This is a genomic window from Streptomyces sp. NPDC017979 (assembly GCF_044328175.1).
Classification (GTDB): domain Bacteria; phylum Actinomycetota; class Actinomycetes; order Streptomycetales; family Streptomycetaceae; genus Streptomyces.
On sequence record NZ_JBIRGU010000020.1, the window covers coordinates 76,913 to 98,872 of the forward strand.

At 67.6% G+C, this 21,960-nt stretch carries 22 protein-coding genes and 3 pseudogenes; 13 read left to right on the top strand and 12 right to left on the bottom strand.

Translation table 11 applies throughout. The annotated features are described in order from the left end of the window. The first annotated feature begins 51 nt into the window (after positions 1 to 51). The 3 genes from argG (at position 52) to ACH4E8_RS33495 (ending at position 3,104) form a co-directional block, all read left to right on the top strand. Complete coding sequence (argG, locus tag ACH4E8_RS33485) at positions 52 to 1,470, top strand: argininosuccinate synthase (protein WP_398455344.1); 1,419 nt, start codon at positions 52 to 54, stop codon at positions 1,468 to 1,470. Between the two features lie 587 nt (positions 1,471 to 2,057). After that, positions 2,058 to 2,516, top strand: coding sequence for a Fic family protein (locus ACH4E8_RS33490; protein ID WP_398455345.1), 459 nt, complete (start codon positions 2,058 to 2,060; stop codon positions 2,514 to 2,516). A 264-nt stretch (positions 2,517 to 2,780) separates the two neighbouring features. After that, positions 2,781 to 3,104, top strand: a complete 324-nt coding sequence (locus ACH4E8_RS33495) for a resolvase (protein WP_398455346.1) — start codon at positions 2,781 to 2,783, stop codon at positions 3,102 to 3,104. Positions 3,105 to 3,647: 543 nt separating this feature from the next. On the opposite strand, the gene ACH4E8_RS33500 is transcribed toward ACH4E8_RS33495, so the two are convergent. From ACH4E8_RS33500 to ACH4E8_RS33510, 3 genes and pseudogenes are all read right to left on the bottom strand, one after another. After that, positions 3,648 to 4,154 carry a DUF6624 domain-containing protein gene (locus ACH4E8_RS33500; protein WP_398455347.1) on the bottom strand — a complete coding sequence of 169 codons (507 nt, stop codon included), beginning with the start codon at positions 4,152 to 4,154 and terminating at the stop codon, positions 3,648 to 3,650. A 126-nt stretch (positions 4,155 to 4,280) separates the two neighbouring features. Continuing rightward, a pseudogene (locus tag ACH4E8_RS33505) lies at positions 4,281 to 4,586 on the bottom strand (IS5/IS1182 family transposase); the annotation flags it as partial. 394 nt (positions 4,587 to 4,980) lie between these two features. Then, positions 4,981 to 5,148, bottom strand: a complete 168-nt coding sequence (locus ACH4E8_RS33510; protein ID WP_398455348.1) for a hypothetical protein — start codon at positions 5,146 to 5,148, stop codon at positions 4,981 to 4,983. 131 nt (positions 5,149 to 5,279) lie between these two features. Between ACH4E8_RS33510 and ACH4E8_RS33515 the strand changes: the two genes are divergently transcribed. Continuing rightward, positions 5,280 to 6,323, top strand: a complete 1,044-nt coding sequence (locus ACH4E8_RS33515; RefSeq protein ID WP_398455349.1) for a winged helix-turn-helix domain-containing protein — start codon at positions 5,280 to 5,282, stop codon at positions 6,321 to 6,323. A gap of 176 nt (positions 6,324 to 6,499) precedes the next feature. Here ACH4E8_RS33515 and ACH4E8_RS33520 read toward each other — a convergent pair whose 3' ends face one another. Next, positions 6,500 to 6,745, bottom strand: a complete 246-nt coding sequence (locus ACH4E8_RS33520) for a hypothetical protein (RefSeq protein WP_398455350.1) — start codon at positions 6,743 to 6,745, stop codon at positions 6,500 to 6,502. A 208-nt stretch (positions 6,746 to 6,953) separates the two neighbouring features. Between ACH4E8_RS33520 and ACH4E8_RS33525 the strand changes: the two genes are divergently transcribed. After that, complete coding sequence (locus tag ACH4E8_RS33525) at positions 6,954 to 8,087, top strand: alpha/beta hydrolase family protein (protein WP_398455368.1); 1,134 nt, start codon at positions 6,954 to 6,956, stop codon at positions 8,085 to 8,087. A gap of 339 nt (positions 8,088 to 8,426) precedes the next feature. After that, a complete protein-coding gene (locus ACH4E8_RS33530; RefSeq protein WP_398455370.1) occupies positions 8,427 to 8,792 on the top strand; it encodes a transposase family protein in 366 nt (121 codons plus the stop codon). Between the two features lie 206 nt (positions 8,793 to 8,998). Here ACH4E8_RS33530 and ACH4E8_RS33535 read toward each other — a convergent pair whose 3' ends face one another. The 3 genes from ACH4E8_RS33535 to ACH4E8_RS33545 form a co-directional block, all read right to left on the bottom strand. Next, a complete protein-coding gene (locus ACH4E8_RS33535) occupies positions 8,999 to 9,373 on the bottom strand; it encodes a VOC family protein (protein WP_398455351.1) in 375 nt (124 codons plus the stop codon). Positions 9,374 to 9,427: 54 nt separating this feature from the next. Beyond that, positions 9,428 to 9,859 (bottom strand): VOC family protein, encoded by a 432-nt coding sequence (locus ACH4E8_RS33540; protein ID WP_398455352.1) that lies wholly within the window; start codon positions 9,857 to 9,859, stop codon positions 9,428 to 9,430. Positions 9,860 to 10,182: 323 nt separating this feature from the next. After that, positions 10,183 to 10,533, bottom strand: a complete 351-nt coding sequence (locus tag ACH4E8_RS33545; protein WP_398455354.1) for a hypothetical protein — start codon at positions 10,531 to 10,533, stop codon at positions 10,183 to 10,185. A 1,589-nt stretch (positions 10,534 to 12,122) separates the two neighbouring features. Between ACH4E8_RS33545 and ACH4E8_RS33550 the strand changes: the two genes are divergently transcribed. Genes ACH4E8_RS33550 through ACH4E8_RS33560 form a run of 3 tightly spaced genes read left to right on the top strand, consistent with a single transcriptional unit; the run spans position 12,123 to position 13,748 of the window. Beyond that, entirely contained in the window at positions 12,123 to 12,287 is a 165-nt protein-coding gene (locus ACH4E8_RS33550) for a hypothetical protein (protein ID WP_398455355.1), read from the top strand. A gap of 12 nt (positions 12,288 to 12,299) precedes the next feature. Beyond that, complete coding sequence (locus ACH4E8_RS33555) at positions 12,300 to 12,809, top strand: hypothetical protein (protein WP_398455356.1); 510 nt, start codon at positions 12,300 to 12,302, stop codon at positions 12,807 to 12,809. A 54-nt stretch (positions 12,810 to 12,863) separates the two neighbouring features. Further along, a complete protein-coding gene (locus ACH4E8_RS33560; protein WP_398455357.1) occupies positions 12,864 to 13,748 on the top strand; it encodes an IS982 family transposase in 885 nt (294 codons plus the stop codon). A gap of 16 nt (positions 13,749 to 13,764) precedes the next feature. Here ACH4E8_RS33560 and ACH4E8_RS33565 read toward each other — a convergent pair whose 3' ends face one another. Then, the gene (locus tag ACH4E8_RS33565) at positions 13,765 to 14,160 is read right to left on the bottom strand and encodes a peptidase inhibitor family I36 protein (RefSeq protein WP_398455358.1); all 396 of its coding nucleotides are present in this window, start codon (positions 14,158 to 14,160) and stop codon (positions 13,765 to 13,767) included. A 1,007-nt stretch (positions 14,161 to 15,167) separates the two neighbouring features. On the opposite strand from ACH4E8_RS33565, the gene ACH4E8_RS33570 reads away from it, so the two are divergent. Next, positions 15,168 to 16,550, top strand: coding sequence for a transposase (locus ACH4E8_RS33570; protein ID WP_398455359.1), 1,383 nt, complete (start codon positions 15,168 to 15,170; stop codon positions 16,548 to 16,550). Between the two features lie 589 nt (positions 16,551 to 17,139). Here the strand turns inward: ACH4E8_RS33570 and ACH4E8_RS33575 are convergent. Further along, positions 17,140 to 17,271, bottom strand: a pseudogene (locus ACH4E8_RS33575) (IS5/IS1182 family transposase); the annotation flags it as partial. A gap of 271 nt (positions 17,272 to 17,542) precedes the next feature. Between ACH4E8_RS33575 and ACH4E8_RS33580 the strand changes: the two are divergent. Continuing rightward, positions 17,543 to 18,418: a GNAT family N-acetyltransferase gene (locus ACH4E8_RS33580; RefSeq protein WP_398455360.1), complete on the top strand. Its 876-nt coding sequence runs from the start codon at positions 17,543 to 17,545 to the stop codon at positions 18,416 to 18,418. A gap of 416 nt (positions 18,419 to 18,834) precedes the next feature. Here the strand turns inward: ACH4E8_RS33580 and ACH4E8_RS33585 are convergent. Further along, positions 18,835 to 18,927, bottom strand: a pseudogene (locus tag ACH4E8_RS33585) (AAA family ATPase); the annotation flags it as partial. 38 nt (positions 18,928 to 18,965) lie between these two features. Between ACH4E8_RS33585 and ACH4E8_RS33590 the strand changes: the two are divergent. Then, positions 18,966 to 19,451: a hypothetical protein gene (locus tag ACH4E8_RS33590; RefSeq protein WP_398455362.1), complete on the top strand. Its 486-nt coding sequence runs from the start codon at positions 18,966 to 18,968 to the stop codon at positions 19,449 to 19,451. A gap of 198 nt (positions 19,452 to 19,649) precedes the next feature. Here the strand turns inward: ACH4E8_RS33590 and ACH4E8_RS33595 are convergent, their stop codons facing one another. Beyond that, positions 19,650 to 20,192, bottom strand: a complete 543-nt coding sequence (locus ACH4E8_RS33595) for a hypothetical protein (RefSeq protein WP_398455363.1) — start codon at positions 20,190 to 20,192, stop codon at positions 19,650 to 19,652. Positions 20,193 to 20,328: 136 nt separating this feature from the next. Here ACH4E8_RS33595 and ACH4E8_RS33600 point away from each other — a divergent pair, with 136 nt between their 5' ends. Continuing rightward, positions 20,329 to 20,619, top strand: coding sequence for a hypothetical protein (locus ACH4E8_RS33600; RefSeq protein WP_398455364.1), 291 nt, complete (start codon positions 20,329 to 20,331; stop codon positions 20,617 to 20,619). 24 nt (positions 20,620 to 20,643) lie between these two features. Here ACH4E8_RS33600 and ACH4E8_RS33605 read toward each other — a convergent pair whose 3' ends face one another. Beyond that, positions 20,644 to 21,777, bottom strand: coding sequence for an IS630 family transposase (locus tag ACH4E8_RS33605; RefSeq protein ID WP_398455365.1), 1,134 nt, complete (start codon positions 21,775 to 21,777; stop codon positions 20,644 to 20,646). Between the last annotated feature and the right edge of the window lie 183 nt (positions 21,778 to 21,960).

The window sequence follows — 21,960 nt, forward strand, 5'->3', positions numbered from 1 at the left end:
ACGTGTCTGTCACGAGTCAGGGGCCCGCGACGGCGGGTCTAGGGTGCGCACATGTCAAAAGTCTTGAGTAAGTTGCCAGTCGGCGAACGGGTCGGCATCGCCTTTTCCGGCGGGCTGGACACGTCGGTGGCAGTCGCGTGGATGCGCGAGAAGGGTGCAGTTCCATTCGCGTACACGGCCGACATCGGCCAGTACGACGAGCCGGATCTGGCGAACGTCCCCGAGCGCGGTCGTACCTACGGTGCGGAGCAGGCGCGGCTTCTCGATTGCCGAGCTCCTTTGGTGGAAGAGGGACTCGCGGCGCTGACGTGCGGTGCCTTCCACATCCGGTCCGGCGCTCAGACCTACTTCAACACCACCCCGCTCGGCCGCGCCGTCGTGGGCACGCTCCTGGTGCGGGCGATGCACGAGGACGCCGTGTCCATCTGGGGCGACGGGTCCACCTACAAGGGCAACGACATCGAGCGGTTCTACCGCTACGGCCTGCTGGCCAATCCTGAGTTGCGGATCTACAAGCCCTGGCTGGACCGGGAGTTCGTCACCGAGCTCGGCGGCCGGCACGAGATGTCCGTCTGGCTCGCGGAGCGCAACCTCCCCTACCGGGACTCCGCGGAGAAGGCTTACTCCACCGACGCCAACATCTGGGGCGCCACGCACGAGGCCAAGCGCCTTGAGCACCTCGACACCTCGCTTGAGCTGGTGCAGCCGATCATGGGCGTCCGCTTCTGGGACCCCGAAGTCGACGTCCCCGCCGAGGACGTCACGGTGGAGTTCGAGCACGGGCGCCCCGTCCGGATCAACGGACGTGCGTTCGCCGATCCGGTCGAGCTGGTGCAGGAGGCCAACCTCATCGGTGGCCGCCACGGGCTCGGGATGTCGGACCAGATCGAGAACCGCATCATCGAGGCGAAGAGCCGAGGCGTGTACGAGGCCCCCGGGATGGCCCTCCTGCAGATCTGCTACGAGCGCCTTCTCAACGCCATCCACAACGAAGACACCATCGCCATGTACCACGTCGACGGACGCCGACTCGGGCGCCTGCTCTACGAAGGGCGATGGTTCGACCCGCAAGCGCTCATGCTCCGCGACGGCCTTCAGCGCTGGATCGGCTATCCGATCACGGGCTCCGTCACCGTACGGCTCCGTCGCGGGCAGGATTACACGGTGGTCGACACCCAGGGGCCGAACCTCAGCTACCACCCCGAGAAGCTGTCGATGGAGCGCAGCCTCGACCCCGCGTTCGTCCCGGACGACCGCATCGGTCAACTCACCATGCGGAACCTGGACATCGCCGACTCACGGAACAAGCTTGAGCAGTACGCCACCCACGACCAGCTCAGGCCGTGGAGCGGACTGATCGGGGAGCTCGCCCCGGGCGGCGCTGTGGCCATCGCGGCCGGTGACGGCGAGCCTGAGATCGTGGAATCAAGCCGGCTCGACCATGCGGCGATCGAGTCGGGTACGGACTGACACCTACCTGGCAGCGAGAACCGCAGTCGCATTCCGTCGATTCCACCGCTCCCGGGGACGATGGAAAAGGACCGAGGTCAGGCTCCGGCTGACGGTCACACAAGTGCGACAAGAAGGGCACCTGACGGGAAGAATTCCAGATCAGGCGCCCTTCTTGCATTCCTAGAAGAAGCCCGGCTTCTTCGGCAAGTACGACACCAACACGTTCTTCGTCTGGTGGTGGTACAAGGACTGCTCCGTGACGACCCCGGATACGACTGCCCTGCTGGTTGTTGAGGCCCTTCAGGAATGGCGTGGCTGGCTGGAAGACCTGACGGAACGGTTCGCGGACCTGGCTCCGCCGGGGAACACCCCGGTGACTTCGACAAACCACTGGTACTGGGAGCGAGCGTGCACCCGCCTGGTCGCCGTGGTGGCTGACCGCACTCGGGCCGAGAGTGGCTGGTACGGGCACTGCATGCAAGTCCTCCCCCTGGCACACCCCAGCCTCAGGAGCACCGACCCGCGATGGCTTGCGGCGGTCCTTCAAGGCAGCGCAAGACGGACGGGACAACCAGAGAACCGCGCGGGTCCTGGCCGCTCTCGACTTGGCCTTCGCCGACGCCCAGCAGCGCAGACCACTGACCTTTGCTCTGATGGTGAAATGGCAGCGGATCGTGCTGGGCCAGGATCTTGTCGGGTTCCGTACGACGCCGGCCTTCGCGAAGGGCGGACGGGAGCGCTACGACCTTGCGCCCGATACACAGGCGCTGTTCGAGCACTGTCTGTCCGAGAACGTCCAACCGGATCTGCCCCTCCCGTCACGTGCTGCCCGGACCTACCTCGACATCCTGTTCTTCCATCCGTTCGAGGACGGCAACGCCCGCGCGGCCATGCTGGCATTGGCCTTCGTCCTGGCCCGCGAAGACGTCCTCCTCGACCAGGTTCACCCACTGCAGACCACGCGTTGGGCCGACGACGCCGAAGGCGCGGCCGAGATGGCGATGCTGCTCGGAATCCTGATCACCGCGGCGGAGCGACGACTACCCCACGGGAAGCGGTCATGAACGAACGCGATTTTCTACTCAACAAGCCCACACAGGGGCATAGGGCATCGAATGGTTGGCCGGCCCCGGCCAGGAGGAGCAGTCCGATGGGCTGCACACAGGGATCACGCTGAAGCCGAAGGACCAAATCACCAGAATCGACCTCCAAACACCTCCCCTACCGCAGGCGATACGCTGGTACCGCTGCTCAGCCTCGCGGTCATCCTCCGCAGCGACTGAGGATCACGACGTCGTCTTCTGGATCACCGCGGCGTCAGCCACAGTGTGATCTGTACCGCCGTCGCCAAGCTCGTGCCCGAGCACGCCGCCGCCTCGGAGGACTCCCCAGCGCCGAAGGTGTTGGTCACCCTCGACGTGCCGGGTAAGGTCGCCGACTTCCTGCGCACCGCCGAACTGGAGCCGGCCGAGCGGGCCGCGCTCGACCAGGGGGTGACCGTGCGGCGCAGCCAGGGCTGCACCCTACGCGTCACCGCCGTCCCGCCGTGCACCATCGACTCCTCGCCCGCCGCCAACCGCTCGACGGCGGCCAGGGCATCCCCGCGGGCCCGGCGCGAGTACGAGAACCGAGTCAGTGCCTTCAGCCAGTGAGCCAGTCCACTCCACATGCTGCGGCTGCCCCGACCGGGTGGCAGTCGTCGGCGGTCCATCGTGGAGAGAACGGCGAGACACAGGGTGAGGCATGCGGCGAAAGCGATACTGCTGCGGGTGAGGGCTGATGGGACCGTAGCCCCGTCCCAGCGGGCCAGGGCGAAGGCAATCGCCGCGACGAAGGTGGAGAACAAGAGGGCCAGCGTCAGCGCGAGGGGGCGGGACCGCCGGGAGGGTGTAGTTCATGAGCGCACCGCCTGGATCGTGTGATGTCCGTGGTCGAGACGACGATCCCCGGGCCGAACCCGCAGGTGAGCCGGTTGGATGGTTCTCCGGCGACAACATGGGGTTGTCCGGCAACCATCGATCGGGAGGGCGAGTGAGCGGCAAAGGGAAGCGACCGGGGCTGCCATGGGGGCCGCCCAGGGGGTCGTGCGCTGAGCTCAACCAGCTGGTTGAGCTAGGGCCTGTCCGGCGGATCATTGCCCCACGGTAGGTGAGCCTTGGGCAAGGATCCGCCGGCATATAGCTGGCGGCTGGTCGTCAGGTCATCGCGAACTTGGCAACGTACTCGTCGAAGGGCTCGATGCCGACTTCCGCACGGAGTTCGTCCATGCGCTCGGGCTCTTCGCAAGGCCACGGAACCGGTGACCCGTCCTTCACGCCGGCGATCTGAGTGCCGTAGACCTGCTTGCGGCCCTCGTTGACCAGCGTGCGGTCGCACAGAAAGGCCAGCTCGCGTGGGCTGGCCGAGCCGGCCGACACCGCCTGCTCCATCAGCTGGAGGGCGCGCCGCTGGACGTCGAGCTGCCGGTCGGCGTGCTGGGCGATCAGCCACGCCGCGCGGGCGGCTTCCTCGCCGACCAGTTCTGCAGTCGGCCAGCCGTACCGATCCATGATTTCGCCGAGTCGATCGCCGTGCCGTGCGGTCAGCCGGCGCCACGCCAACTGCTCGGCTGGGTCCTCGCTGTTCGCGCGGACTGCGGACTGGTGATCTGCCACGGCCATGTCGGTGAGTTCCACCGCCAGCGCGGCAACGTCGTGCGCCACTCTCAACTCCTTGGATACGTCAATGCGTTGTGCTCGTCGACGGCAACCCTAAAGGCGCAAATCAGGCGTAAAGATCATTCTGGAGGACGGTGACAGGCACCCCTTCGCACCCGGATAATGGATCTGTGCCCGGAGCCAGAGCCGGATCGCTGCGACGGTCACGGTGCCCTGGAAGACGTAGGCACGCTTGTCGAATCTCGTGGCCACGGCCCGGAAGTTCTTGAGGGCGTTGATCGTCCGCTCCACTGCGTTCCTGCGCGTGTAGACCGTCTTGTTGAAGCCGGTGGGCCGCCCGCCGCGGCGCTTGCGGTTGGCCCGCTGACTCGTCGGCTCGGGGATGGTGTGCTTGATCTGCCGTCGCCGCAGGTAGCGGCGGTTGCGGCGGGAGGAGTACGCCCTATCGCCGCCGCGATGGTCCGGCCGGTTGGCAGGTGAAAGCACGTCGCGCTGCACCAGGCCCGCGAAGCCGCCAAGAAGCGCGGCGACAGTGAGACCTGCGCCCGGCGCCGCCGCCGTCAGCGCGTCGTACAGCGCGACGGTCGCGAGCCGTCCGGGTTCGCCACGGCCTGATGGCCGGCCGGGCCTGGGAGCTCCCGGGCCGCCGGCGGGACCGTGCTGGACCGCTGGCCCGACATCGCGGCCGCCGTCGCGCCGCAGCTTCCCGACCACGGCGCTGCCGCGGAGGCCAGCCACATGCAAGAGCGGCGTGACCCGCCCTGGTAAGAAGAAGAGGCCGAGACCAGCCTGCACCGTCCCAGCAGGGACGGGCTATGGTGCTCGGCCTCTACCCGTCATGACCGCGCACCTGATTTCGGCGCAGGAGGACTCAGCGCAGCAGGAGCAGCAGTACAAGCAGCCCGCCCACGCACAGCGCGCTCGCCGACCGTGCCTTGGCGCCGAATGCCAGGAGGAGCACGCCGACGAGCAGCATTGGGCCGTACCGTAGTTCCGCGTACTGCTCCACCAGGAACAGGGACACCCTGGACCACACCACGACGCCTCCTCAGGGGGTCTTCGGACACCCAGGTTCTCCGGCGACCGACCGGCCCTGCGTCGTGATTCGGTCTGGTCCGAACAGCAGAGTTCCGGGACAGTGGTGGGCACCGACCGGCGCCGGAGGGGACCATGGTCTACCGCATCCACTTCACCGCCCAGGACCTGACCCGCACCCACGTCGCCACGGCGCCGATGCCGATGGTCGAACTCACCGAAGCGGCACGGGCGCTGCAAGGGCGGAACCAGCCCGCTCGGCTCGACGCCTGGCGCCGCGAAGCGATCCCGCGGCTCTCCCCCCAGACACGGCTGGCCTTAGCTCTCGCCCCGCAAATCGGTGTGGCACCTGACTTCTTCTGCCCTCTCATGGCGGGCCCGCCCGACCAGGTACTGGAGCACGTGCGGGCCACGCCCGGCCGAAAGATCGCGGCGGACGTGAACTCGATGGCGCAGCGATGGCCCGTCCCTTCCTGGACACGCCGACTCGCTGACGACGCCGAGCTTCGTGACGACCTCCTCGAAGGCTGGCACCAGCTCTACACGCACCTGCTCGAACCGCACTGGGCGTCGATCAACGACCTCCACGCGGCGGACCGCACAGTACGCGCACGACAGATGCTGACCGGCGGCGTGGAACACCTCCTCGCTCAGGCCAATCCGCGGTGGATGCGATGGAACCCACCGGTGTTGGAGATCCGCACCGTGATGAAGGAGGCCGTGTACGACCTCCACCTAGAGGGGCGGGGACTGCTCCTCGTCCCCTCGACGTTCCTGACGACCTCCTCCTCGGTAAACGTCGAAGGCGTCGCCCAACCGGTGGTCACCTACCCCGCAGGACAGCACCACCCGCTACCGTCGCTGATGGCCCTGACTCCCAAGCCGGCCGACGCGAAGGCCCCGACCGCGGTCACAGCGCTACTCGGTAGAACCAGAGCCGCCGTACTGAGCACGATCGCCGAACACCCCGGCTGCGGCACAAGGGAGATCGCCCGACGCGTCGGCATCGCCCCCGCCAGCGCAAGCGAACACACCACCGTCCTCCGAGAAGCCGGCCTGGTCCACACCGCTCGCCACCGCAACACCGCGCTCCACAGCCCCACCCACCTCGGCACCGCCTTACTGAACGCCCCACCACCCACCCCGGCCCCGACGCACCGGCTCTCCGCGGCATCATGACGCCCGGAAGAAAGCCGGCCTCCGCGCCACGGTGTCCGCCAGACCCAGGCCGGATGTCAGAAGCTGATCAGCCGGACGGCGGTGATGGTGAGCGCGGCCGGGGCGCTGGTGCGTGGGGGCGGGTGACGACCGGCTGCCGTAGACGGCGGCCCGAGTGGGAAGAGGGCATACACCCTTCAACCGGGCAATTCGAAGACAGTCACCACGGTGTCCTCCGTCTGGCGCACCCTGCGATCTGGCTCACCCGGGTGCACTTCCAGGCCGCCATCGGCGTTGAGCATGGGATGACGGCCTGGATAGGTGCGCCTTGCGGCCTCCACGTCACGCTCGTCGAAGTTGCCCGCGAAGACCAGTGCGCCGTGAAAGAGCTCCGCCTTTGGTGCGGCGGTGGGCCAGCGGGCAAGAAGGGCCTCCGCAGTCATCGGTGACCGACGTTCTCTTACGACGATGTTCGCAGTTGGCGGTGCGGCGAGGGCTGCTCGGTCCCTGGAGCTCGGGACGCTTGAGGACTCGCATGAGCCTGTGGTTTGGCCGTCGAAAAGCAGGTGCGTTCGGCACGTCGTCCGTGTTGTTGTCATGTTGCCACCGCGGCGATGACGAGAGGACGATGGAATGGCGGATTCCCGCAGCATGTGTCCAGCAGTTGATGACGCTTCCACCCAGCGGGCTGTGCCCCGCTTGGAGTTGCCCCGTCCCACTGGTCGCCATGCTGTCGGCGTGCGGACCGCACATCTCGTTGATCATGACCGGGACGACCCGTTCCGCCCTGGTCAGCCTCGGGAGCTCATGGTCCAGCTGTGGTATCCGGCACAGGAGGATCCCAGCGCGGTAGTCGACCATTATGTCCCGCCCACGGTGGCTGGCCTGCTGCTCGACTGGTGGGAGGTGGAGCCGAATGGATCCGGGCTGACGCGGGATGAGGTGGCTGCTGTCGTCCTGCACGGTGTGGGCGGCGCGCCCTTGGCACCGGCCGCACGCGACTGTCCGCTGGTGCTGCTGTCGCCGGGGCACGGGCAGTACCGCGCATGCCTGACCTCGCTCGGAGAGGACCTGGCCAGCCGCGGCTTTCTGGTGGCCTCCATCGATCATCCGGCAGACGCGGTCGGGGTGGAGTTCCCCGACGGCCGGGTCGTGGACTACCGGGAGCCGGACGGGTTGGAGAAGGGAGACAACAACGACCTGTCCACGCGCTACTTGCGTACCCGCGTCGCCGACGTCCGCTTCGCTCTCGACCGGCTGACCGATCCCGCGTACTGGTGGAGCGGGCACCTCAACTCGTCGAAGATCGGCATCGCGGGCCACTCCCTGGGCGGCGCGACCGCGGCCGAGGCCATGCGGCTCGATCCGAGGGTCGTGGTGGGCGCGAACGTGGACGGCACCCCTTACGGCGAAGTCCTCGAAGCCGGTCTCGACCGCCCCTTCCTGATTGTCCAGCTCTCCACCGATGACCCTGAGTTCCCCGAGGAGCCGCAGGCGCGGGCCCAGTTGTGGAACGGTCTGCGGGGCTGGCGTCGCCACATGGTGGTGTCCGGCGCGGGCCACATGTCGGCCACCGACCTCGATGTCCTGGCCGGGCCCCTGGGCATTCGCGAGTGCGCCGATGAGGAGGACGAATTCGCCTTCGGCACTCTGGCCCGCGGCCGAGGCATCGAGATCACCCGTGCTTGCCTCGGCGCACTGTTCGAGCACCACCTCCTGGACCGCGAGCACCCACTGCTCGACGCTCCCTCCTCCCTCTACCCAGAGATCGAACTCTCTGGCTGAGGGGATCATCCCGACAAGGCGCACCCCGCAGGATCAGCCCGGCAGCCTGCCGCCTGGCCGCAGTGACCACGCGAGCGCGGGCACATCCGCCGGCGACGGCCATCGGCAGTGGTCGACCCGTGACGTGCAAAGAGCCTCATCGGTTCTTCGGTCGTGACCACGAAGTGGGCCTGTGAGGCTCTGTCCCATCCCGCCTTCACGGGCCTCTCGCGCGCACATCTTGGCGTGTTGGTGGAAGAGCCGTCCGGCCCGTGGGCGGCTCAACGCGAGGGCCGTCTACACGCCCGTCGTGGCAGTCGCCGGCAACGGGCGGCCGGGGCCGGCCGCAAGCACCAGCTGGTGCTCGTCGACCGAGTCCTGCTTACGCTCGCGAACCTGCGTCTGGACATGCCGCATGCCGCGCTGGCTGAGCTCTTTGACGTCGACCGGTGCACCGTCACCAAGGCGATCGGACAGATCAGACCGTTGCTGGCCCGTCTCGTCCTCGCCACCCCGACCGCGGTGGGCCCGCGCAGAACGTGCCGCCCGGCAGGCCGGGACCGCTGCCCTGGTCCCCGCCGCGCCCCTTCCGCTGCGCACCACCGCATGACGGGGCGCGCGGGTCCGGGGCCACGGCACCGACAGCCCGCCGCTCCTGCTCCTGCTCCGCAAGGAACAACCGGTCCTGCTCGCGGTCGTAGGCCACCGCCCTCATCACCCACGTGAACGACCGCGACCACCGGCCCACCAGCGCCCGGGATTTGTCCAACTCCCGTGCCACCTTCGTGACACTCCGCGCCGGGCCCAGATCGCGGTGTACAGCGAACGCCTGGACCGACTCCCCGCGCACTCGTCTGACGGCACCTCTCGGCACCGGGCGGGGCAGGCAAGCAGCGCGCCGACCAACGGACGCATAGGTGAGGTGGGGTGGGTTACTTGAGCTGGAGGATGCTGAGGGAGTTCCCGGCGGGGTCGGTGATCCAGGCGGCCCAGGCGAATCCGGCGTCGGCGATGCCGTGGTCGGTGGCCAGGCCCGGCTGGTCGATGTCCTCGATCGTCACCCCGCGGGCGCGCAGCGCGTCGGCTTCGGCCCAGACGTCGGTGACGGTCCAGGACGCCTGGGTCTGGGTGTCGGCCGTTCCGGTGCTGCTGAGGGAGACCAACAGGAGGCTGGGCCCGGTGCGGAAGGTGATCAGGGCGTCGTTCTCGGCGGCGATCTCCAGGCCGAGGAGGTCGTGGTAGAAGTGGCGGGCCTCGGCCAGGTCGGTGGCGAGGAGGACGGGGCTGACGGGGTGTTCACCGAGCATCCGGATACCTTCCTTCCGTCCGGGGCCGGGGCAGGCCCGTTCCTCGCGTCGTGGTCAGGCGGTGTCGCGGTCGAGGACACCCGTCGCCTGGCCGACCTCGATGAGGTGGCCGTCGGGGTCGCGCATGTAGCAGCGGATCTCCGCGCCGCGGTCGAGGGGCGGGGTGAGGAAGTGCGCGCCTTTCGCGGTCCACTGTTCGTAGCAGGCGTGGACGTCGGCGACCCGCAGGTTGAGGAAGGCGGTCACGGTGCGGAGGTCGGCGGGCGGGCGCAGGGTGACGTCGGGTTTGTCGGGGGTGGGGCCGCCGCCGGTGGCCATGGTGATCCAGCCGTTGGCGACCTTGACGATGCACGGGTCGGAGTCCAGGACGACCTCCCCGCCCAGGACCGTGGTGTACCAGTCGCGGGCCCGGGTCACGTCCGCGACCGCGATGAAGTGGGTCAGGACGAACCCCTCGGCGGGGGCTGGGAACCTCATGCTCTCCATGACGCGCGGCTTTCTCGCTCACCGGCCCGCACCCCTGCCCGCGGTGGGAGCCGGGCCGGTGTACGGCGATTCCTCTCCACCGTAGGACGGTGCCGTCCGGGCGGCGACCGGACCGCCGGGCCGGGGACAGAGCATCGTCGCGCCATGTAGCGCCTTGCCGGGCACGGGCCGTGCCCACCTCACGGGCCCCCGAGGTGCCGGAGCCGTTCCTGCGTATGACCCTGGGTCCGCTGCGGATGCCTCCCGCGCCGCAGCATCGTGGCGTCCTCGCCCGGCGGCCGGTCGCTCGTCGCCGGCCGCCCGGGAGCTGCCAGCTGCGGTGCTCACAGGCCGGACGGTACGAACACCGAGCGGATGACACTGCCGGAATGGAAGGATCCGACCACGGCCGGGACCTCAGCGAAGGGACCCGCGCAGTTCGGCCGGGCGTAGATCCGCACTACGCGTGTGGTGTTGTTCGCGATGTTGGTCTGCTGCTGCCCGGACGCGGTCGGAGTGGGGACGCAGCCTCCGTTGAGGAAGAATTCCAGAGTCTCGATCCCGAGGACCGTTCCGCTGGCGTCGAGTTGCGTCACCGTCACCATACCGGTGGCGGCGACGGCGGAGGAGGGAGCCAGGAGCGGGCAGAGACCGCCCATCAGCTCCACGGCGAAGAAGCGGCCCCATCGGGACATCGGAATCTCCATGATTACGTGACGTGATACGCCATGACCGAATGTAGTTCGCATCGTCATCGTGAGGGCCGCTGCGGGCGCGGTTAGCCCGCGCCGGATGCGGCCAGCCGGAGCCGCAGGGAACCGGTTCCCGTCCGCCGCCGTCGGGCCCGTCCGCTGCGGTCTTGGGGTCGGCGGGTGTCGCGGTGCGGGGGTGCACGGGGGTGCTGTTCGGGTTAAGGGGGGTCTCTTCGGCGGAGTCCGCCGCGCGGGGTGGTGGCCGACGGGTTGAGAAGCCGTCCCACATCCACGGTGAGTGACTGATGGCGGAGTGTCGTTCAGCTGTGGTCAGTTGAACGCAGTATCTCGTGGGTCATGAGAGCGCGCCGAAACTGCAGGGACTACGAGACGCTGCCCCAGCACGCCGATTGGACTGACCAAATAGTCCAGTCCGGAGCGGTGTTCCTGCTGGGCAGGGGTACCCCACGTCGTCAGGTGCCGACCGTTCCGGCCGTCGGCGACGTCGACCAGGAGCCCCTCGTGCTGGAGGAGCGGACCCGCAGGCAGGTCATCGACTGGCGGGCCCGCACCTCTCACGACTCCCAGGTGGTGTCGACAACATCAACCAGTACGGCGGAACCTCGGCCCGGCGCCTGTTCAGCAACCAGCTGGTCGACCAAGCGCAGCGCCTCTCCGGATTCGGGCACCTCAACCTCGGCTGCCTCCCTTGGGGCAGGCGTGAACGGCGAGTTGTCCGGGGCGGACCCGGCCCGGGTCGCGCTGCGGGCCGGGTCCACCCCGGCGCGCTGCGGGCCGCGATGGAGGCAGCGCGCACCAACGGCCGGGGCAAGGAGAAGGCGAAGCCGCAGGTCGTCCGTACGGTGCTCCGCGACGGGCGTGAGCCGATGGGCCTCGGGACCGCGATCGGCACGCTGGTCACCGAAAAAGCCTCGGAGCTCCCGGCAACCTCCCGGCCGAACCTCAAGCCGAGTATCCAAGCCGTGTGGTCCGTGGCCAGCGGTTCCAACTCATCGCGGCCTCGACCGCGGAAGCGCACGGCGCGCTCCAACATGCCTACAGCGAGTGGTGCTCGATGCTCAGCCGCCACGCCTCGCGTGGAGTGCTGCGGGCCTCGCGGTCGCGCAGTTCACCGGCGAGCGCTTGGCGACTCGACTGCAGAGCAGCTCTAGTGAGACCTTGACCAGTAGCCGCCAGACTTGACGAAGGTCCACGGCGCACAGAAAACGATGGAAACCCCGCTGGACGTCCAATTCGGTGCATCGCGACCGACGATCTGACCTTGGAAGCTTTCGCAGATCACGCTGGCTTTGTACTTGCCGCCATTGCTGTGTCTGCACGGCCGACCCTGATTGCGCGAGCCTGCGGCCGGACGCCGGCCTCGGTCGCCGTACCCGTACCCGCATGTGACTGACCAGCCGCCCTTGGGTGCTGCTGGGTAATCGGCCTACCCTGCCGTACCCGACGCGGGCGGAGGTGACGGGCAGCTTGACGCTACTTGGGTTCGTCGGACCTCGGCAGGATGTCCATCTTCCTGAGCCGCCCGATCGCCGTCGACGCCCCGATGGTTGTGAAACCGGCCAGGGGTCGTCGTGGATGCCCGAGCACGCCGGCCTTCGGCGCTGCAGGCGGTGCTGGAACGCGCGCATGCCGCCCAGTGCGCCGCAGCGGCCGGCTCCGCCCCGGCGGTGACGTCTGGCGCCGAGCGTGCCGCGGCACTGGCCGACCCGGAGCTGGAGGAGGCGAGCGCCTGGTAGAGCGCTGACCGTTTGCCCGGTCACGACGTCGCGGGCCTGCTGCAGGAGTTGGTGGCGACCGTTCACCCCGCTGCCGCCGAGGGCGGCGCATTCCGGTCGGCCCGCGCCGTACCCGGTGCGCTGGCGGGGTTGCTACGCCGCGACGTTGAGGCGACCGCGCCCGCGGCCCGGCCTCTGGTCCTCGACGTCGACCACGACGAGGTCCGCCTCGGCGACCCGGCGGCCTTCGCCGAGCCGCTGCTCGCCCGTACGGTTCTCGACCTCGCCGCAGTGGATGCCACGGCCGGCCTCCCGCTCGCCAAGCGGCTACGGGCGTGGCTCCGGATCGACCAGGTCCACGCGCATCTGCACGCCCGACTGCTCGCCGCGCACCCGCCCCACGCCGCGGCCCTGGACACCGCGGCCCCCTCCGATGTGACGGCGGTGGGGGAGTGGTGGGACCGGGCGGTGGAGGCCACACTGCGGCTACTGGCTGACCGCCCGACCCCGGAGGGCGCCCGGCTGGTCGCCCTAGATGATTGAGTCCGATTTTTGCGCTGGTCGCAACCATGGCGAAGGGCGCCCGTTGGCTTGGGTGTGACTCCTGGCCTGGACGCCCTTCTGGCGGCACTGTACGTGTTCATGGACGACCATGTGGCGCCTCCTCGCCGGATCGGGCGACCTCCGAGACTGACGGATGCCGAACTCCTGTGCCTGGCGGTGGCCCAGGTACTGCTCGGCTTCCCCTCGGCCCGTCACTTCATCCGCTTCGCCCACGCCCGACTGGGGCGCCTGTTCCGCTACCTGCCCCAGCAGTCCGCCTACAATAAGCGCCTGAACACCGCCGGGCCACTGATCAGCCACGTGATCGAGGCATTGGCCCGGCAGGTGCCCACCTGGAACGACAACCTGCGGTTGATCGATTCCACACCACTGCCCTGCGCGGCCTCCCGCGAGACGGTCAAACGGTCCGATCTGGCCGGTCACTGCGGCTACGGCTACTGCCGCTCCCACTCCCGCTTCTTCTGGGGCTTCCGGCTCTACCTGGTCACCACCGCCGAGGGCATGCCCGTCACCTGGTGCCTGGCCAACCCCAAAATCGGAGAGCGCGAAGTGATGACCGCGCTCTTGCACCGCGACCATCACCTCGTTCACGCCGGGCAGGTGACCCTGGCCGACAAGGGCTTCGCCGGGAAGGAGTTCGAGGCCCTACTGACCGAGTGGTTCGGTGTTCATCCCATCCGGCCAGACCGCAAGGACGAGCCGGTCCGACACGGCCGCCTCGCCCGCTCACGCCAGTGGATCGAGGCCGTCTTCGACACCCTCAAAGGCCCACTCAGCCTGGAACACCACGGCGGCAGAACCCCAGCAGGAGTCTTCGCCCGCACCGCCCAACGACTCCTCGCCCTCGCCACAGCCATCTGGCACAACTGGACCACCGGCACCAAGACCAAACGATCTCTAATCGCATACGACCACTGAGAACATCGGACTCAATCTAGCTGGGGACGGCTGACCCTGTGCACGTCTTGCCGTAGTTACCGAACGCCCTCGGGGAGGATGTGTTGGAGCTGGAGCGGCCTGGTCCGATGGTGCCGTCCAGGGCGTAGGCGCCGTTCGCTGTCAGGTGGTAGACCCTGACGTTGACCGAGAGGTTGTTGACGTAGGAGCCGATTCCGTGGCGGAACCCGGTGTGGCCGTAGTTGCGGAGGTCGATGCACGCGTTCGTGCTCTGGGAGGTCACATCGAGTCTCCCGAAGTTGATGGGTTCGTACAGACACAACTTCCCGGAGGGGCACCCCCCGACCGCGGCGGCGGGGCCAGCGGTCGCCATCGTCCCGCCCACTGCCATCGCGAGCGCGGACAGGGTCACAGCCGTCTTCGTGAACTTCATGTCCTCATTTCCCTTCTCGCTCTGTCGCCGTGCGTTTCGTCCGGGTGCGAACCTACAAGGGGGCGGGGAGAGTGATGCGGCGATGCCTGCACGGATAGTTGGCGTTCCGCGCATCTGCCCTCAACTATTGACGACAACGCCGCGAGGCATGGTGCCAGGGCACGCGAGCCCAGCAAGATCCGAACGACACGCCCTAGACGGCTCCCCGCCGGTCATTCGTCGCAGGGGTGCAGGGCCGCGTGTGTCCGGTGCGGGAGTGGCTGGCCGATCAGACCTGGCGTGACGTCGTCGAACTCCCTCCGTTGGTTGTCGGAGGGACGGGCACCTTCCCGGCAGGGCTGAAGCACGCGGACGTCGTTTCCGCCTTGGGCAGGGCCGGCTGTTCCTGGAAGCCGCATGCTGCGCTGACCTTTGGTAACCAGTGCTCGCTTACGGTGATCGAGTCAAGAGCGAACTTCACCTTTGAGATCCCCGAGGGCGAGGAACCCGTGCTGAACGTCATGGGCCTGCCCGGCGATGGACACGACTGCTCCGCACGGACCGCAGGCCAAGATCACTGACGCGTAGCGCCGTCAAAACTCATGAAGACATTTCCCCCAGAGATCGCTAACCGCTGTTCAAACTGGTCGACAAACGCTGTCAGTGAAGGTGAACGAAGCCACGTCACTGCAGGTCGACCTCGCGACGGTGACAGCGAACGTCGCCCCAGGGGCACCAGTTCGGGTGGCGCGCTCATGCAGCTCCGCCTTCGTCAGCCGCTCCAACTCCTTCCGCGACGCTCTGGCCGAGGTGGCCCGCTTCTTCGCCCCCGCCCCGCCGCGCTTTACTCCGGCTCGGGCGCCGTTCCCACCTCCGTGCCCGCGGGCAGCCGGCCATGAGCTCCGGTGCGGGATGGCGCTCGCCGGGGGACCCCGGCTACGGGGGCCCATCCGCGTGGAGGAGGAGACGGGAGGGGATTTTGAATGCGTTCAGAAATGCGGGAGCTGGTGCAGCCGCAGGTGCGCGTGATGGACAGGTTCGGAGCGGTGTTGGTGGCTGCGATGTCCGTGCTGTCCGTCGAGGTTGTGATCGGGGCGATCGCGCTCGTCGTGTGGGGGCAGACCCAGGAGAGCCCAGGTCTTGCCTACAACACGATGGGGATCTTCGTCCTGGTCGTGGTGGCGCCGTTCGTTGCGGCGGCCGGAGCTGCCCTCGGTGCCCTGCTGTCCGTCGGTGTGGTGATGCCGCTTTTGGTCGTGGCCGGATGGCTTGGGCGCCGGCTCTCGGGACGCGAGGAGTGGTGGTGGGTCCCGGTGCTGGCGGCCGCCGGAACTGCCTTGCCGGCCGTGGTTGCGGCGGTATTCATGGAGTCCGGTCTCCTGGCGTGCCTCGGAGGGGGGCTCGTGGTGACGGTGGCGCTCGCCGTATCGGTGCTGGTCGCCCGTAGGTTGCTGCTACCGGACCGTCCGTGGCTCTCCGGCGGCGCGATGTTCGGGCGGGTGGCGCTCTATGGGACGTTCGCCGTTGTCACCACCGGCATGCTCGCCGGGATCGGCCTGTACGCCGGGATCGGATACGAGCCTCCGCGGCTGAGCACGGAACGGGCGGCCGGGACTTGGTCCGACGGAAAGGGCGGCGTGCTCACTCTCACGGCCGACGGTAGGGCCACGGCAATCCGCGTCGAGACGTTCGACGTGGACGAATCCTTCGAACCCGTGATGCACCAGTGCACCGGCATCGGGACCTGGGAATACGACCCGGGTGCCGGACCGTGGTCACAGGAGGTGGTTGTCTCCGTCGACGACTGCCCTACGGACACCTGGGAAGTACTCGGGACCCCCGAGCACCCGAAGCTGTTCGTCTTCGTCGGCGACCCCGACAACCGGGACCTCTACATCCTGCAACGCCGCGACCACGCCGTGTCTTACGGATTACCGCCGAGGTGGGAGTCGAACTTCTCCCCGCCCTCGACCAACAGCGCGTGCGCCGCCGTGCCCGTGCCAGCCTCTTCCGGGCGCACCGACCGCCACCGACTCAACCGCGGCGGAGACCGCCAGGCCAACCGCGCGCGGCACACAATCGTGCTGGTCCGCATGCGCTACGACCCGCGCACCCGCGACTACGTCGCACGACGCACCCTCGAAGGGCTCAAGACGAAGGACATCTTCAGATGCCTCAAGCGTTTCGTCGCGCGAGGTCTACCACCACCTCACCAGAGCAATCAGCGGAGCACCCCGGCTGTCTCCCACGGCTTGACGATCTATAGAAGCTTCAGAGTCGCTCAAGGAGTGAGGAGGTGGACGGCGGGGAGGTTCCCGGCCTGTGCGGCATCCTGGTCGATGCTCAGCCCCGTGTACGCGCCCAGCGCGGTGAACACCAGGGCGGGCAGGCGCGCGCCGTGCTGTTCGTAGTAGGCGATCACCTCGTCGGCGGTGGCATCGGGGATGGAGGGGAAGACGGCACCGGCGGCGGTGAGCGCCGCATCCAATGCCGACTCGTGGCCGGTGGTGGTGCCGAACTCTGCGCGCCGTATCACCTCGTCGCCTTCGACGTGCAGGATCGCGGCGGGCGGGCTGTACAGGTTCCGACTGGCGCACAGGATCTCTTCACCCGGGCCGGGCCACATCGAGGGGACACGGCGGAAGCCGGTTGCCCAGATCGCGGCGTGGTCGTTCTCCAGCACGTACGTCCACTCACCCTCGCTGCCGTACATCGCGTAGGAGTAGCGGGTGGGGTCGTGGCCGGGCGGGGTGGGCTGGCTACGCAGTTCGGCCAGCGGGGTGCGAGCGGCGAGCTCATCGAGGTCGGCCCCGAGGTTGATGAGGAACTCGTCAGGGTCGATGCCTCGGGCGAGAGTGAGGGAGACGCCGCCGCGCATTCCGGGGACGGGCGTGTCGGTGTAGGCGTGGGCGCCTATCCAGGTGAGGCCGTTGGTCATGGAGGGGGGTCCCTTCACTGGTGGGGTGGGGTCGAGCTTAGAGGTCGTTTTCTCCCGTTATTTCATCCTGGACTGCGAACTTGATCCGGTGATGCCGGGTTGCGCCAGGAGATCGTGGTCTCGCCGGTGAGGCGGCGGGCCATGAGGTCGGTCATGGCGAGGTGGATCATGGCTTCTGAGCGGGTGGGCAGGGTTGTCGGGTAGCGGGGACGCAGCAATGCGTCCCCGCTACCCGACACGCCTCCCGCAGCACTCCGAAGCCCACCTGAACTGGGCGCTCATCACCATGATGACCCGACGCCTCACCCGAAAAAACTCCCGCACCAGCCAGTGGGCAAGGAGAACTCGTGCCTGATCAACAGCAGCTGCGCGCCACGTGACTGAAAGTCATTGGCGCAGGCGTCGCGATGGTGCGTCTCCCCGCAAAGCGCTGCACCGAGTTCAACACATCCGGGATCATGAACCATGCTCCCGGATGCCTGGCACCTCACCGAAGACATCGACGACTTCCTTTCCCGGGCCGGAGACTTCCTCCGCTCGCGCCCCGCTCTGCACAACACGCCGCTCACCACACTGGAAAAGTGGCGGACCCAACCGGACGCGTTCACCTCAGGAGCCGTCCTCTTCGGCCGACTGGAGTCGGCAGGCGAGACCCAAGCGATCTTCTACCGCCCGCCGACCCGTCGACTGACCCTCACGCCACTCTCCCCCGAGCAGGCCGACGTCCTCGTCGTCCATCTGACCGGCCTCGGCCACACCCTCGCCGGCGTCACCGCGGACCACGACACCGCCACCGCATTCGCCGAAGCCTGGCAGCGGCACACCGGCGCGACGCCCACACTCCGCGTCCCGATGCACCTCTACCGCCTCGACACCCTCACCCCGCCGAACCCGCACCCAGACGGCCACAGCCGCCCAGTGGGCGAGCAGGACCACGACCACCTCATGCGCTGGTGCCGTGAACTCGCTGCCGACCTCAGCGAGACCGTCACCATCAACGCCGCCTCCTGGGCCGGCACCCGCTTCGCCGAGAAGACCTACACCTTCTGGGAGACCCCGGACGGCACCCCCGTCTCCATGGCAGGCGTGAACCCGATGGTCGCCGGCATGGTCAGGGTGGACCCCGTCTACACCCCAGCCCACCTCCGCGGACGCGGCTACGCAGCAGCCGTCACCGCAGAGGTGAGCCGGGCCGCCTGCGCCGCAGGCGCCACAGAGGTCGTGCTCTTCACCGACGCGGGCAACCCCACCAGCAACGCCCTCTACCAACGCCTCGGATACCGCAGGATCACCGACTGGGCCCCGTACGACTTCACCTACGCCACGCCAGAAACCATCTGAGAAGCAGGAACGCGAAAGGCCCAGACAACACCACCCCTTCCCCGGACTTCGCCCCCAGCTCCTGCCGACCTTCCGCGATCCGTGAGGCAGGTAGAAAAACACCTACCTAGCCTCGCGCTTTCAGTACGACGTGAAGTCGCTGTCATGCAGTGGTAGTTGCAAGGAGAGGAGTCGACTGCCCCGGCCCGTGACCGATGGCCGGTCCCCAGCCGGTTGGTGCTGCCCTTGCGGGCTGATTCTCGCCCCGGGCGAGGCACGTGGTGTGCTCGCCTGGTTGATGAGCTGGGCGTTGGAGCTGTGGTGGTGGCCGCGGACAAGGGACGTGTCGAGGATGCCGATGGCGCCGACGCCGTGATCGCAGCCGGCCAGGCCACGTTGCTCTCGCGCTCGATGGCCTTGAGGTGGTTCTTCAGCTGTTAGCTGGGGCCGTCGATGGAGATCACTTCGCAATGTGCAGGAGGTGGTCGAAGGATGGCGGTGGCGAGGACCTCGTCGCCGAAGACCTGACCCTGGTCTCTCACCTGGATCGGCCTGCGAGGATTCAGCCATGGACGATGCAGACCTCCTCGAATCGCTTGTCTCCTCTCTGGCCAGCGAGGAGACCGTCTACTCACGGTGGTGCTGGAGTTGGGGAGCTGACCTCGCGCACCATGTCCACGACCTCGCGAAGACCGCTGAAGCCGACTGGGCTCACGAGGCGGTAAGGGGCGCCGCTGGACCGACCACGATCAAGGAGATCGAGGCGGCCCTCCACCCCGTCACACGTGACACAGCGGTCGAGCTCCTGGTCAAACTCTCCGCCGACAGCCTGGTATTCCCCGGACACTCGCGGCGTGACCTCACCCACACCAAGCGAGCCGCAACGACGACGATGTCGATTCTGGGCCCTGGGTCGGAATGGTTCTCCAACATCAACGGCCCTTGGACAAACGGACGCGCGTGGAATCCCGTGACCCGACACACCTTCGACGGCGTAGTCGCCGGCAGCGGAAACGGATTCGTCGTCGTGCTCCTTCAGGTGGGCGAGGACTGAGCACCTCCGGACGCACGCCAGGCCCCTACGATTCCCCCCCATGACGATCGCTCCGGAGGCGCCTTCGCCCGCTCCGTTACGGTTCCTGTCCCTGGAATTTACCGACCTGCTTTCTCCCTGTTCATGATGTTTGTAGTGCCCGTGTCCTGACCGGCTCTAGTACTCCAGCCGTGGTTCGCGATCATGGCGAGTCGCTGCTTACGGCCCGTAGACGAGATCCACGCCGCCGCTGGCCTCGATCAGCCAGGACAGCGAATCGCTGCCGAAGGGCCAGCCGGTGGTGGCCACCTGCACCCAGCCGCCCGACTTGTCGGTTCCTGCGTGCCACCACCACCAGCTGCGATCGTCTCCCATTCCCTGCTCGGTCGGGTCGAAGTAGTACAACCATCCCGAGAGCGTCCACGACCCCTGGTCGACGGCCGCTTTCTCCTCTGGCGTCATCGCGCGCCACTGACGGAGCCAAGCCTCCGTATCGAAGGGCTCGCCGTGCTCCGATTCCGCGGTCTCGAGCGCGCACCGCTGAATGAACCAGGCTGGCAGTAGTTGCGGCCAGAGCTCATCTGCCGGCCAGTCACCGGTCTGGGAGACGACACACGCCAGTACCGCCCGCGCGTTGTCGATGACCTGGACCGGATCCTCGGCAGCGAAGCGGAGGCGCACAAGAAACGGCCGGGGCTCGTCGTCATCCTCGGCGCCCGGTCCAGATCGAAGGCGCCGCAGCTCGCCTGTTGTGATCTCCACGGTGAGGAAGTATGCACCGGCACTGACCTCGCGACATCTAGTGCCGCATCAAGCAACGTTTGCCCTACCGATGTTGCCGGGAAGGAGTTGATCAACACCTGTTGATCAAGGGATCCCTGCTCCTACTCTGTGACGCATGGCCGATGAGATGAAGATAGAGCGCTACCGGCATGAGACCGTGGAGCTGACGGTGGGGGAGCTACTCGAAGCCCTCAGTGGATTGCCTGCGGAGGCACCGATACGCATCGACGTGCCGCTGGCGCCGAGGTCGGTCGAGATGAAGGACTCGATCGACTCGGGTGGCAGCCACTTCGTGGTGAGCGGAGTCATCCTTGATGATGCCGGCTATCGGGACAAGGCGGTTCTACAGGCGGATTTCAGCTCGGATTGGTACGTCCGCCCAGTTGAGGCGGATGCAGAAGAGTGACCTGGCCCTGCTTGGGATGGCAGTTCAGGCGACGTTTGCTCTGCTCACGACGGCGCGAAGACGTTCATCTGCGGCGTGTTTGTTCCGCCAGATGATGTAGCGGCGGATCATGCTGCCCTGTTCCTTGTGGCTGGCGTGGTCGGTGCCGTCGAGGGTGAAGTAGCGCAAGGCGGTGAACTGGCATTCGATCCGGTTGAGCCAGGAGCTGTTGGTTGGGGTGTAGGCGATCTCGACGTTGCTCGCTGCCGCCCAGGTGCCGACCCGCTGGCACTTCTTCGTGGTCAGGTGCGGGGAGAAGTTGTCGCAGAGGATCGCGATGCGGACTTGGGGCGGGTAGAGGCTGCGCAGGTATCGGCAGAACTCCAGGAACTGGGCGCGCTTCTTGATCGGCTTGATGTGGCCGTAGAGCTTGTCCTTGGCCAGGTCCAGGGCGGCGAACAGGTGTCGAACTCCGCCGTAGCGGTTGTAGGTCGCCCGCCGCCTGCGGCGTGGCTCGCGTTCGGGGTCCTTGTGCTTGCCTGCGCGTTCGGCCCATTGCCCGCCCGGGTGGGGCATCGGGTTGAGCGGCCCGAACTCGTCCATGCAGAAGACGACGTCGGGCTCACCCTCTTCCGGTATTACCTCGCCGTCAGCGATCGCATAGAGGTGTTCGACGCGGGCCTTCTTGGTCGCGTAGTCGGGGTCGCGGGAGGTCTTCCAGGTCTTCAGGCGTTGAAAGGAGACGCCTTCCTCGCGGAGCAGGGTGCGTAGGCCCTCGTGGCTGATGTCGTCGACCACCTCCTCGGCGACCAGGAAGTCGGCCAGCTTGGTCAGGCTCCAGGTGGAGAACGGCAGGTCGTGCTCGGTCGGCTTGGACTTCGCGATCTTCTTGATCTCGCGCCGCTCAGGCAGGGTGAAGGTCCTTGGCCGGCCGCCTTTGTACTTCGGATACAGGGAATCGAAGTCGTCGGTGTTGAAGTTGTGGATCACATCCCGGACCCGTTCATCACTGGTGAACGTCACTTCGGCGATCTTCGCCACCGGCATGCCCTGCGCGGACAGCAGGACCATTTGGGCGCGCCGCCAGGTCACCACCGACCCGGTTCCCCGGCGGATGATCCGAAGCAGCCGTCTGCCCTCGTCATCGTCGATCTCACGTACACGCACTCGTTCTGCCACGCGGACAGGGTGACGGCCACGCGCCGCCCGGCACAACACCGGGACGGCGCGTCAGATCACAACAGGGCAAACGTTGCTTGCTACGGCACTAGATGAATGAGTCCGATGTTTGTGCTGGCCGCGACCATGGCGAAGGGCGCCCGTTGGTCAGTGTGTGAAGACAAACCTGGACGCCCTTCTGGC